Origin of the sequence: Actinoplanes sp. NPDC023801 (assembly GCF_040639655.1) — a bacterium.
GTDB lineage: Bacteria > Actinomycetota > Actinomycetes > Mycobacteriales > Micromonosporaceae > Actinoplanes.
The window spans coordinates 937406-949193 of record NZ_JBFAAI010000001.1; the positions used below are offsets into that span (position 1 = coordinate 937406).

The following is an 11788-nucleotide window of genomic DNA, read 5'->3' on the forward strand; positions in this document are numbered from 1 at the left end:
CCCCGTCGGAACCGCACACGAGGAGCGTCCGCATGAGCAAACTGAGCCGAATCCGCCGGAGGCTTCCGCGCCTCACCGGCCCGCAGCTCGCGGTGGTGTCGGCCGCCGGTGTCCTCTGCGCCGGCGTCGTGGCCACCGCGCTCACCGGGTACACCGGTGTCGCCACCGCACTGCTCGCCATGCTCGGCGGCACCATCCTGGCCGGTCTGATGCTGCTGTACCTGCGTCTCGCACGGGTGCAGAAGACCGGGCTGGCCGCCCAGCGCGACCTGCGTACCACCGTCGAGGAGATGCAGCGCCGCCTGGTCGCCGCCGTGGAGCGGGAACGCCTCACCGCCGGCGACCGGCACCTCGAACTGGCCGAGGCCATCGCCCGGGTCAAGCAGATCACCGACCGCAAGGCCGCGGCCAGCCAGCTGCTCACCCTGCCGCGCGAGTTCGAGGCGACCGTGCAGCTCTTCCAGGGCTTCACCCCGCGCGCGCCGATGCCGTCGTCCGGTGACTTCGCGCTGAACCCGACCGACCTGCTGGAACTGCTGCACCTGATCCGCGTGCGGCAGCCCCGGCTGGTCCTCGAGCTCGGCAGCGGCACCTCCTCGGTGTGGATCGCCTACGCCCTGGAGAAGTCCGGCGGCCGCCTGGTCTCGCTGGACCACGACGCCGGTTACGCGGCGCGGACCCGGGCCGCTCTCGCGGCGCACGGGCTGACCGAGATCGCGGAGGTACGGGACGCGCCGCTCACCCCGGTCGGCATCGACGGCCGCGACTACCCCTGGTACGACCCGGAGGCCCTCGCCGACCTGCACGACATCGACTTCGTGCTGATCGACGGCCCGCCCGCGTCGACCGGGGCGGACGCCCGATACCCGGCCCTGCACATGATCGAGAAGCGGCTCGCGGACATCGCCACCCTCGTGTTCGACGACGCGGGACGCCCCGACGAGCAGGCCGCCATGACCGCCTGGACCGACCGGTACCAGGGCCTCACCCGCGAGGGTGAACTGCTGGGCCGGCACGCGGTGCTGTCCTTCGCCCGGCCGCCGGCGATGGCTGCCGCCCGCGCCTGATGACGGTCACGCTGCCCCTGAGCCGCCCACGGCCGGTTCCGCCCGGAGTGCCGGCGGCCCACCGGGGCGACATCGAGGGGCTGCGCGCCGTCGCGGTGCTGCTCGTGGTCCTGGCCCACATCGGGGTGCCCGGCCTGTCCGGCGGGTTCATCGGGGTCGACGTCTTCTTCGTCATCTCCGGCTTCCTGATCACCTCCCTGCTGCGCCGGGAGTTCGCCGCGACCGGCCGGATCGACCTGGCCCGGTTCTACGCGCGGCGGGCGGTGCGGCTGCTCCCGGTCGCCACCCTGGTGATCGCCGTGACCCTGGCCGGCGCCTGGTACCTCGCGCCACCGGTGCGGTTCGCCACCTTCGCCCGCGACGCCCTGAGCGCGGCCACCTGGACGATGAACCTGCGCCTCGACACGGCCGGGACCGACTATTTCGGCGACCCGGCACCGTCGCCGTTCCAGCACTTCTGGTCGCTGGCCGTCGAGGAGCAGTTCTACCTGGTGTGGCCGCTGCTGGTGGCCCGGGGACGGCTCGCGCCCCTCGTCATGGTGGCGGTCACGGCCGGATCGTTCGCCTGGAGCACCCACGCCACGTCCTACTTCGGCACCCCCGGCCGGGCCTGGGAACTCGGCGCCGGGGCGCTGCTCGCGCTCGTCGTGACCCGCCCCCGCCGATGGCTCGGCTGGGCCGGGCTCGCCGCCATCGGCACGGCGGCGGCCGCCCTCGACGAGACCACACCGTTCCCCGGCACCGCGGCCCTGCTGCCGGTCCTCGGCACCGTCGCCGTCATCGCGGCCGGCGGCAACCGGCTCCTGTCCACCGCGCCGATGCGCTGGGTGGGCCGCATGTCGTACGGCTGGTACCTCTGGCACTGGCCGCTGCTGCTCGTCGCCCCGTCCGGCCTGGCCGCCCGCGCCGCGGTCGCCACCGCCGCGCTGGGGCTCGCCGTCGTCAGCCACCACCTGCTGGAGAACCCGGTGCGGCATCATCGCTTCTGGACCGTACGCCCCCGTCGTGGCCTCTTCCTCGGCCTCGGCCTGTCCACCTCGGCCGCCGCCCTGGCCGCTCTCGGCATGCTCAACCCGCCCGAGATCCCGGCCCACGGCAACGCCCCCGACACGAACCGGGTCATCGCCGGCGCCGGCAACCCGGTGACCACCCTCAACCGGATGTTGTCCACCGCGACGGCCGCCACCCACCTGCCCCGCAACCTCACCCCCACCTTCGAGGACGCGGCCCGGCAGCGGCTCGCCCCCCAGCTCGACGGTTGTCACGTCGGTCTGACCGGCCCGTTCCGGCCGAAGAGCGACTGCTCGTACACCCCCGGCCGGCGCACCGTCGTGCTCTTCGGCGACTCCCACGCCCTGCAGTGGTTCCCCACCATGGAGACGCTGGCCCGGCAACGTGGATGGCGGCTCTACAGCTTCACCCGCAGTTCCTGCAGCCCCGCGCAGATCGCCCTCGACGAACGGCGGGCCCGCAGCCGGTACGTGGAGTGCGACAACTGGCGTGCCCAGGTGCTCGCCCGAATCGCCCAGCTACGGCCCGACCTGCTGGTCGTCTCGTCGAGCGTCAACTACCGCCAGGTCCTGGCCGGTGCGCCCGCCGACCCGGACGCCGTCTGGCAGACCGGCTGGCTGCGCACGCTGATCGCCCTGAAACGCTCCGCCGGGCAGGTGGCGGTGATCGCCGACACGCCGTTCCTCACCGTGGCACCCGCCGACTGCCTCAGCACCAATGCCACCGCCGTCTCGGTGTGCGCGGCGCCCCGCGCGGACGTGCTGCCCGAACCCCGGTGGCGGGAACTGCTGCGGATCATCGCGGTCGCCTCGGGGGTGCCGGTGATCGACCCGGTGCCGTGGCTGTGCGCCGCCAGATGTCCGCTCGTCATCGGGGACACGCTCGTCTACCGCGACAGCAACCACCTGACGGAGGCGTACGCCCGCCTGGTCGCCCCCTTGCTCGAGCCCCGCCTGCCGCAGCCGCGGAAGTAGCCCCGAACCCGCCGCACGCGGGGCAGGTGTGGGGTGCGGGATGGCCGGTCCGGGGTACGGCCGCGGGGCTTGCACCGGGGGAGAAGCCCCCCCGCCATGGGGAGAAGCGAGCGCGCCCCCGCCATGGGGATGGCGGGGGCGCGCGTTTCGCGGTGCGGGGGCACCGCGCGGGCCGGGGAGGGGGTTCCGGCCCGTGCTCATGTCGTCCCCGTTCTCATCGGCGCGCGCCCGGCCGGCTCGAATGCCGCCGAGGTGCCGTCCCGTCGTCGTTCGGTTGCCGCACTCTCGCCTCGTGATCGCCCGGCAGTGACCACGCACCCGTAGGCCCGGCGTGCGAAGGCGGAATCCGTGGTGGCGGACGTCAGTAACCGGCCAGCGGCAGCGGCGTCAGGACCTGCCCGGAGGCGGCGATGATCTCCCCGGTGATGACCTCGCCGCTGGACGTGATCGGTGGGAGCAGCAGGTCCTCGACCGCTTCGGCGTAGCGGGCGTGCGGGTGTTGCTCCTCGATGAAGGCCAGCCCGCGTTCGCTCTGGGCGAGCAGTGCCGCCGGGTCGCGGTGCAGGCGGGTCACCAGGGCCGCGACCTCGCCGGGGGCGGCGTACACGGCCGCCGTGCCGAAGGCTGCCGCGTGATGGTGCGGCAGGATCGGGATGCAGCCGGCCGCCATCGCGATCAGCACCTCGGGGCAGGTGGCCGGGAGCCGGTCGTCGACCGGCAGATGCAGGTAGAAGTCGAGCTGGTGCAGGAAGCCGCGGGTGTCCAGGTCGGCTGGGCGGTAGACGAGCCAGCCGTGCGGGACGGCCTGGGCGGGGTCGTTGCGGTCGAGTACGCGTACGTCCAGGGCGGGTGTCATGGTGGCGCGCAGCCGCTGCCATTCGGCGGGGCCACCGGTGCAGATGCGGCCGATGACGGGGCGGTCGGCACGCGGGCCGGAGCGGTGCAGCCGCCAGCGCCGCGGGTTGACGGTGCCCGGTACGTCGACGGCGGTGAGCCGGGCACCGAACTGGCCGGCCGCGAGGGTGGCCCGGGCGGCGGCGTCGGTCGGTGCCCAGTGCGGTTCGACGCCGAAGAGGCGGCGTGCCTCGGCGGCGCAGTGCGCGGCCGCCGGGGCCCAGGCCGGGTCGGCTTCGATGACGACCTGGGAGCCGTGGATCCCGGACGGGATGCCGGGCGCGAATCCGAGAACTTCCGCGTCGTGCACCAGGACGAGGTTGGCGTGCACATCGTCGGGGAGCACCACCTGGTCGATCGCCCCGGCATTGATCATCTGCTGGAGGGTGGGGTCGAGCCGGGCGGGCGTGCCGGCGACGCTCGCCAGCGAGTCGAGGTGCAGGATCGCGACCGCGCGGCCGGGCGTCAGGAGGGCGCGGACCCGTTCGGCGGCGGGCCAGGCGGCGTCGCCGTGCGCGTTCCAGTCACCGGCCAGGACGATGTCGTAGGTCGCCCGGCGCCGATCGTCGTCGCCACGCAGGGCGCGCGGTGCCGCGAACGGCCGTGACCTCGGGGAACGGGACCGTACGGCACTGTCGGTGCCCGCGGCGACACGGGCGTGCCAGGCCTGGAACGCCAGCAGGTACGCCCGCCGCGCCGGGTGCATCCAGCCGGGCCCGATGTCGGCGCCGGACAGTGATCCGGCGGTGAGCCGGATCAGGGCGAGCGGTTCGCTGCCGAGGTGCCGGACCGCGGCCCGGCCGAAGACGGCGCGGGCCCGTTCCACGTACTCCGCGTCGGCGCCCTTGCGGACCGGGTCCAGGTAGCCGAGCCGGTCGAGGGCGACTTCCCGGCGCATCATCAGGGACGACAGGTTGTACGAGCGGAACTCCGGGTATCCGGGCCGGGTCACCACCAGGTCCTCGGTGACCCGGATCGCCGCCGAGGTGGTCGCGACCACGCCCGGGTCCTCGATCAGCGGGGCGGCCTGGCGTTCCAGCCGCAGCGGGTGTGACCAGTCGTCGGAGTCCTGGAAGGTGACGAAGTCCCCGCCGGCGATGTCGAGGCCGGCGTTGCGGGCCCGGTATGTCCCGCCGTTCACCGGGATCCGGATGATCCGTACCCGCGGGTCGAGCGCCGCGGCCCGCGCCAGCATCGGTTCGTAGGCGGGCCCCGAGCCGTCGTCGACGACCAGGATCTCGTGGTTGGTCCAGCTCTGCGCGACGAGCGAGCGGACCGTGGTGATCAGGGCCGGTCCGGGCCGGTACGTGGTGACGATCGTGCTGATCCGGTGCGGCGAACCGTGCCGGGTCGCCGGGTTCGCCCGGATCCGATCGAAACCGGTCACGTCGGAGGGGGCCAGGGTGATCCCGGGCGCCGGCAGGAGCCCAGCGAACCGGCCCGGCCACTCGTCCTTGGTGGCCAGGTCGACGACCAGCGCCTCACGGACCGGTGCCGGCACCGCCGGATAGTCGGCGAGCAGCTTCGCGACGCGGACCGGGTCGCCCGCGGCGAACGCGATCTGTGCGTGCAGGCCCTGATGGGCGGGTGCCACCCCGGCCGGCCCGAAGGTGCGCAGCAGCGAGTCGAACAAGGCCAGCCCGTCGGCCCGGTCGCTGGGGTAGAGGTTCTGCAAGGAGACGACCCGGGCCAGTTCGCCGAGCGCCCACGCGTCGGCGTCCGGGAAGAGCCGTCCCTCGCGGGCGGCTACGACGAGTTCGTCGGCGGAACGACGGGCCGCCGCGTAGGCGAGCAGGGTCCGGGCCGCGGCTGAACGGGTGTGCAGAGCGGCCGTGGCGGGGCCGGTCGGCGCCACCGCGGTCAGGTTCCGCCAGTGCCGTTCGAGCAGGTCCGTGCCGTACGCGTCCGGTGTCGTGTGCTGCCTGCGCATTGCCCCCCTCAGCTGTCGGGAGGATCAACGCATCGGGGCCGGGGTGCGTGACGCGGGGTGTGCACGGTTCGTTGACATGACCATGACCGCGACCGTGCACGACGTGGCGATCCTCTCGGACTTCCGCTATCCGGGCGGCACCTCGGCCAGCATCGCCGCGGAGGTCCGCGCGCAGGCCAGGGCCGGGCTGACCACCGTGCTCGTGCACGTGCGGTCGCCACACCTGAAACGCGACCGGCCGTTCCATCCGCTGATCACCGAGTTGATCCGGGACGGGTCGGCGTACCTGGCCGCCGAGGGCGAGCGGGTGGCCGCGAAGCTGCTGGTGGTCCGGCAGCCGCGGATCTTCACCGAGGACCTGCGGGTCCGGCCGGAGGTGGCGGCCGGACGGGCGGTGATGGTCCTGAACCAGGCGCCCGGCGATGCCGGCGACCCGGCCCGCTACTACGACTTCGCCCAGGTCCGGGCCCGGGTGGAGGGGCTGTTCGGGGCCGGCATCGAGTGGGCGCCGATCAGTCCGCAGGTCCGTGCCGAGGTGCTGCGTTCCGAGCCGGGGGCGAACCTGACCGGGCTCGACTGGCACGAGATCATCGACGGCTCGGAGTGGTGGGGCGAGCACGCCCCGCGCGACGGGGTGCCGGTGATCGGGCGGCACGGCCGGGCCGACCCGGTGAAGTGGCCACGGACCCGGGAGGAACTGCTTCTGGCGTACCCCGATCTGCCGGATGTGAAGGTCCGGATCCTGGGCGGCGGCGAGCTGGCCGTCGAACGGCTCGGCCGGGCCCCGGCCAACTGGGAGATCATCGAATTCGGTACGCGTGAGCCGGCCGATTTCCTGCGCGGGCTGGACTTCTTCGTCTACTTCCACGACCCGGACCTGATCGAGGCGTTCGGCCGGACGATCATGGAGGCGATGGCCGCCGGTGTGCCGGTGATCGTGGGCGAGCACTTCCGCCCGCTCTTCGCCGACGCGGCGCTCTACACCACTCCGGAGGGTGTGCTGCCGCTGGTCCGCCAGTTGTGGGCGGACCGTGAGCGGTACCGGTCGGTGTGCCTGCGCGGGCGGGAGTTCATCGAGTCCCGCTACGGGTACGGCTCGCACCTGGCCCGGCTCGCCGCCCGCGGGATCCGCCCGGACGCCCCACCGCCGCCGGCTCTGGCACCGCCGCAGCCACCCCCGCCCCGGGGTGTGCTGCTGGTCAGCGACAACGGTGTCGGGCTGGGCCACCTGTCGCGCCTCATGGCGATCGGCCGGCGACTGCCGCTGGACGCCCCGGCGGTGGTGGCCACCCAGTCGCACGGCGCCATGGTCGCCCACCGGGAGGGTTTCCTCACCGAGTACATCCCGTCCCGCAGCGTGCTGAGCCTGCCGCGGCAGGCCTGGACGGAGCTGCTGCGCAGCCGGCTGGAGCATCTGATCGACCTGCACCGCCCGGCGGTCGTGGCGGTGGACAGCGTCCCGCACGACGGCATCGTCGCCGCGGCCCGGTCGCGGCCCGGGGTGAGGTGGGTGTGGGTGCGCCGGCCGATGTGGCGTCGCGGCACCGGTGCCGAGTGGATCGAGCGCAGGCGGGCCTTCCACCACATCCTGGAGCCGGGCGAGTTCGCCGCGGCCGCCGACGAGGGCCCGACCGTCGCCGACCGGGACGGGGTGCACACGGTCCGGCCGATCACCTATCTGGACGCCGCCGAGCTGGCGACCCCGGAGGAGGCCCGGGCCGCCCTCGAACTGGACCCCGATCGGCCGGCCGCCCTGCTGCAGCTCGGCGCCGGGAACATCAACGACATCACGTCGCCGGCCGCACGGATCGCCCGGCACCTGCGCGACGCCGGGTTCCAGGTGGTACTGGCCGAGTCGGCGATCGCCTGCGAGCCGATGCCGCCGATGCCCGGCGCGCACGTGGTCCGGGTCTACCCGATCAGTCGATACCTGCGCGGATTCGACCTGGTGGTGAGCGCGTCGGGTTACAACTCGTTCCATGAGCTGATCGCCTTCGGCATTCCCGCGGTGTTCGTGCCGAACCGGGAGACCGCCCTGGACGACCAGGTCAGCCGCGCCCGGTTCGCCGCGGCGGCCGGCGCTGCACTGATCGTCGAGGACCCGGACAGCGACGACCTGGACCGGGTGCTCGCCCAGGCGGTGCGGGCCGACGTCCGCGACGCGCTGAGCAGCCGCTGCGCGGAGGTCTCGCCGGGGAACGGGGCCGCCGACGCCGCGGACTGGCTGACCGCTCTCGCCGCTCTCACGTGAGGAATGACCATGCCCGATGAAGGCGATCTGCAGTCCCTGGTGGTCCGGCTGCGCACGGTCGAGCAGGAGCGGGACGCCTGGCGGTCCCGGTGCGCCGGCCTGGCCGGGGAACGGGACTCCGAGCGGGAGACCGCCCAGCGGTTGCGCGGCAGTGGGTCGTACCGGCTGGGCCGGGGGCTGGTGACGCTTGCCCGTGACCCGTTGCGGCTGGTGCGCCGGATCCGCCGGACTCCGTCGGCACCGCGCCGCCGGACCGTCAAGCGGCCGCTGCCCTCCCGCCTCTACGTGGCGATCGGGCTGGACCTGGACCGGCTGCGGGAGTTCGTGCAGACGGTCCGGCGGAGGGTGCTCGTCGAACCGGACCACCGGGCCGTGGTGCTCACCGACAACGCCGAGTTCTCGCTGCTGCGCGGCTCCGGTCTGATCCTGGAGTACCTGCCGGACCGGGCCACCTGGGAGCGGCACCGCCCGGACCACCCGTGGGACGTGGTGCTCTCGGAGCGGCTGTCCCGGCTCTATGCCGAGCACGGCGCGACGCACGTGTCGTTCGTCGACCCGGACCGGCCGCCGACGCTGCCGGAGATGCTTGACACAACCACGCCGGGCCGCACGTCGTTGCAGCAGTCATGACCGCGCAAACGGTGTCGATCCCGGCGGCCCGGGCTCCCCAGATCCCGGAGACCCCCGAGCGGACCGGACTCTGGGGGCACATCCTCCGGCGGTGCGTCCTCGTCCCGCTCGTGGTCCTCACGCCACTGCTGGCCGTAGCGCCCTCCCGCGACCACCGGTTCAACGTGTACTGGCACGGCGGCATGTTCCGCGACGACCCCGGCGCCATCGTGTCGCACACCGTCGCCAGTGGCGACGCGTACCTGCGGCTCGGCAACTTCCGCCCGCTCGGCCGGATGCTCGAGAAGAGCCTCGACCTGCTCGCCTTCACCGGCATGCAGCAGCTCGGGCTGTCCGCCACGGTCATGCTGCGGGCCGTCGCCATCCTCGCCGCGATCGGCCTCACCCTCGCCGTGGTGATCCTCGCCGAAAGTGTGCTCCACCGGGGCCGGCTGATCGGCGGGACACCGTCGGCGGTGGGACTGCTCCTGCCGTACGCGGTCGGTGCCGGCTTCGTCGCGGCCGGCCAGGACAGCACCACAATTCTGTTCGGCGGCCTCTACCACGGCACCGCGGCGCTGGTCCTGCTGGTGGCGGCCGCGGCCTGCCGGCTCGACCGGCTGCGCTGGTGGAACGCGGTGCTCGCGATCACCGCCGGCGCCGCCCTGGCGATCTTCAACGAACCCGCCTACTTCGCCGTCCCGCTCGCCACCGCCGCGGTGCTGCTGCGCGGCCGGTTCGTGCTCGGGTACGGCCCGCGGCGGCTGCTCACCTCGCCGGGGATGCGGTTCGCCGGACTGCTCTGGGCAGGGTTCCTGCCGGTCTTCGTCACCGTCCGGTGGGTCATCCGCGGGTTCTGTGCCGACGGCGGCTGCTACCAGGGTTCCGACCTGGTCGTCGACGCGCGGTCGGCCCTGCTGCTGCCGGTCCGGATGACGGCCTGGCTGCCGCCGCTGCAGTGGCGGGCCGCCACCGAGGCGACCCCGGGGCCCTGGCTGCGCGGGGTGATCCCCGTGGTGGCGTTCCTGCTGATCGCGGCGCTCGCCGTACGTACCGCCAAGATCTTGCCGAAGGCCGCCCGCCCGGACCGGACCGCATCGCTGGGCCTCGCCGCCCTCGCCGTCGTCGTGCTCGCCTGCGGTGCGCTGCTCGCCACGCTGAGCGTCGCCGTCCGGGCCGCGATGAGCGGTCATCAGCTGTGGGAACAGGGCTGGCGAGACTCGGCGCTGACCATCCCGGGCGGCATGCTGCTCGTCGTGCCGCTGCTGCTGCTCCTCGGCCGCCGCGCCGCCGCCGGCCTCCTGGCCGCACTGGTGCTCTGCGGTGCCGTGTCCGCGACCGCCAACCGCGCGTACGCCGACACCACCGCGACCCTGCGGTCCGCCCAGCTCGACAACCGGATCGCCGCGGCCATGGGCTCCTTCGAGCACGGCCGGGCCGGAAACGCGCGCCGATGCGCCCTCCTCGACGAGGCTCTGCAGACCAACCACCACAAGCCGTTCCTGCAGCGCCGTTACCACGACTCGCTGGACGTGGCGGCCCGGACCGTAGCCGGTGTGCCCTTCTGTGAGCGGGTGACCCGATGACCTCGCTGATCTCGGTGGTCGCGCCGATCTACAACGAGGGCCCGGGCGTCGACCGGTTCGTGATCCGGCTTGCCGAGGTGCTCACCGCCGCCGCCCTCGACTACGAGCTGGTCCTCGTCGACGACGGCTCCGCCGACGACTCCTGGTCCCGGATCGCACGGCTGGCCCTCGTCGACCCCCGGGTACGCGGCCTCCGGCTGTCCCGCAACTTCGGCAAGGAGGCCGCCCTGCTGGCCGGCCTCGAACACGCCGCCGGCGACGCCGTCGTGATCATCGACTCGGACCTGCAGCACCCGCCGTCCGCCATCCCGGCGATGGTGCGCCGCTGGCAGGACGGGGCCCAGGTGGTCGAGGCCGTCAAACGCAACCGGACCGGCCAGTCGATCGGCAACCGGCTCAGTTCCCGCGTCTTCAACCGCACGTTCACCCGGTTCACCGGCGTCGACCTGGTCGACGCCACCGACTTCCGGCTCCTCGGCCGCCCCGCCGTCGACGCCCTGCGCCGGATGCCCGAACACTCGTCGTTCTTCCGCGGCACCAGCAGCTGGATCGGCTTCACCCGGGACACCGTCGAGATCGACATCGACCACCGTGCGGGCGGAGCGTCCCGCTGGACGATGCGCGGCCTGTTCCGGCTGGCCGTCAACGGGCTGACCTCGTTCACCTCGGCCCCGCTGCACATGGTCACCCTGGCCGGTTTCAGCTTCGCCGTGTTCGCCGCGGTCCTCGGCGTGCAGACCCTGGTCCGCTGGATCAGCGGCGGCTCGGTGGCCGGCTTCACCACCGTCATCCTGTTGCTCCTGGTCACCGGCACGTTCGTACTCATCGGGCTCGGAGTCATCGGGGAATACCTGGCCCGCATCCACGAGGAGGTACGCGGCCGCCCCCGATATCTGATCCAGGAACGGGCCGGATCCACCGTCCCGGAGCGCTGGGTGGTCGAACAGCGTGCGGAGCGCTGAGACCCGCCCCGCGCTGGCCCGCTACGCCGTGAGCGGCGGCCTCAGCGCCCTCACCCACTTCACCGTCGGTCTCGCCGCCGTCCGGTTCGGGCTGGCTGCCGTACCGGCCTCCACCACCGGCTTCGCCGCCAGCATCGCCGTGTCGTACCTGCTGCAGCGGGCCTGGGTGTTCCGCTCCGGCGCCGCACACACGGTCACCGCGCCGCGGTTCCTCACCGTCACGGCGGCGGCCTTCGGCCTCAACACCGCGGTCCTCTGGACCGGCACCGACGTGCTCGGCGTGCCCTATCCGGTGGCCCAGGTGGTCGCGATCGTGCTGATCCCGGGGCTGAACTACGTCCTCAACTCCCGGTGGACCTTCGCTTGAGGCCAGCCGGCTGGTGGTGGCTGTGGCGTACCGCTGTCTCAAGGCCCTTGAGCCGACGAGGGCGGCATCGTCACGGGTCAGCTTGTGCTCGAACCGCGGCACCTGGAATCGGACCACGGTGGACGAGGCGGAGAGCT

At 73.4% G+C, this 11788-nt stretch carries 8 protein-coding genes; 7 read left to right on the forward strand and 1 reads right to left on the reverse strand.

What is annotated here, in order from left to right:
• Positions 1–32 precede the first annotated feature (32 nt).
• The gene (locus AB0G04_RS04475; RefSeq protein WP_360976129.1) at positions 33–1067 is read left to right on the forward strand and encodes a class I SAM-dependent methyltransferase; all 1035 of its coding nucleotides are present in this window, start codon (positions 33–35) and stop codon (positions 1065–1067) included.
• Complete coding sequence (locus AB0G04_RS04480; RefSeq protein WP_360976132.1) at positions 1067–3052, forward strand: acyltransferase family protein; 1986 nt, start codon at positions 1067–1069, stop codon at positions 3050–3052. The genes AB0G04_RS04475 and AB0G04_RS04480 overlap by 1 nt, the downstream gene beginning before the upstream one ends.
• A 361-nt stretch (positions 3053–3413) precedes the next feature.
• Here AB0G04_RS04480 and AB0G04_RS04485 read toward each other — a convergent pair whose 3' ends face one another.
• Positions 3414–5876: a glycosyltransferase family A protein gene (locus AB0G04_RS04485; RefSeq protein ID WP_360976135.1), complete on the reverse strand. Its 2463-nt coding sequence runs from the start codon at positions 5874–5876 to the stop codon at positions 3414–3416.
• Between the two features lie 76 nt (positions 5877–5952).
• On the opposite strand from AB0G04_RS04485, the gene AB0G04_RS04490 reads away from it, so the two are divergent.
• Genes AB0G04_RS04490 through AB0G04_RS04510 form a run of 5 tightly spaced genes read left to right on the forward strand, consistent with a single transcriptional unit; the run spans position 5953 to position 11651 of the window.
• Positions 5953–8127, forward strand: a complete 2175-nt coding sequence (locus tag AB0G04_RS04490) for a glycosyltransferase (protein ID WP_360976138.1) — start codon at positions 5953–5955, stop codon at positions 8125–8127.
• Between the two features lie 9 nt (positions 8128–8136).
• The gene (locus AB0G04_RS04495) at positions 8137–8757 is read left to right on the forward strand and encodes a hypothetical protein (protein ID WP_360976141.1); all 621 of its coding nucleotides are present in this window, start codon (positions 8137–8139) and stop codon (positions 8755–8757) included.
• The gene (locus AB0G04_RS04500; RefSeq protein ID WP_360976144.1) at positions 8754–10322 is read left to right on the forward strand and encodes a hypothetical protein; all 1569 of its coding nucleotides are present in this window, start codon (positions 8754–8756) and stop codon (positions 10320–10322) included. The genes AB0G04_RS04495 and AB0G04_RS04500 overlap by 4 nt, the downstream gene beginning before the upstream one ends.
• Positions 10319–11284 (forward strand): glycosyltransferase family 2 protein, encoded by a 966-nt coding sequence (locus AB0G04_RS04505; protein WP_360976147.1) that lies wholly within the window; start codon positions 10319–10321, stop codon positions 11282–11284. The genes AB0G04_RS04500 and AB0G04_RS04505 overlap by 4 nt, the downstream gene beginning before the upstream one ends.
• Positions 11271–11651 (forward strand): GtrA family protein, encoded by a 381-nt coding sequence (locus tag AB0G04_RS04510; protein ID WP_360976150.1) that lies wholly within the window; start codon positions 11271–11273, stop codon positions 11649–11651. The genes AB0G04_RS04505 and AB0G04_RS04510 overlap by 14 nt, the downstream gene beginning before the upstream one ends.
• Positions 11652–11788 lie beyond the last annotated feature (137 nt).

What these genes read in the sequence shown, in the direction of transcription:
- AB0G04_RS04475 (WP_360976129.1), top strand. Translation starts at nt 33, where the DNA reads ATGAGCAAACTGAGCCGAATCCGCCGGAGGCTTCCGCGCCTCACCGGC.
- AB0G04_RS04480 (WP_360976132.1), top strand. Translation starts at nt 1,067, where the DNA reads ATGACGGTCACGCTGCCCCTGAGCCGCCCACGGCCGGTTCCGCCCGGA.
- AB0G04_RS04485 (WP_360976135.1), bottom strand. Translation starts at nt 5,876, where the DNA reads ATGCGCAGGCAGCACACGACACCGGACGCGTACGGCACGGACCTGCTC.
- AB0G04_RS04490 (WP_360976138.1), top strand. Translation starts at nt 5,953, where the DNA reads ATGACCATGACCGCGACCGTGCACGACGTGGCGATCCTCTCGGACTTC.
- AB0G04_RS04495 (WP_360976141.1), top strand. Translation starts at nt 8,137, where the DNA reads ATGCCCGATGAAGGCGATCTGCAGTCCCTGGTGGTCCGGCTGCGCACG.
- AB0G04_RS04500 (WP_360976144.1), top strand. Translation starts at nt 8,754, where the DNA reads ATGACCGCGCAAACGGTGTCGATCCCGGCGGCCCGGGCTCCCCAGATC.
- AB0G04_RS04505 (WP_360976147.1), top strand. Translation starts at nt 10,319, where the DNA reads ATGACCTCGCTGATCTCGGTGGTCGCGCCGATCTACAACGAGGGCCCG.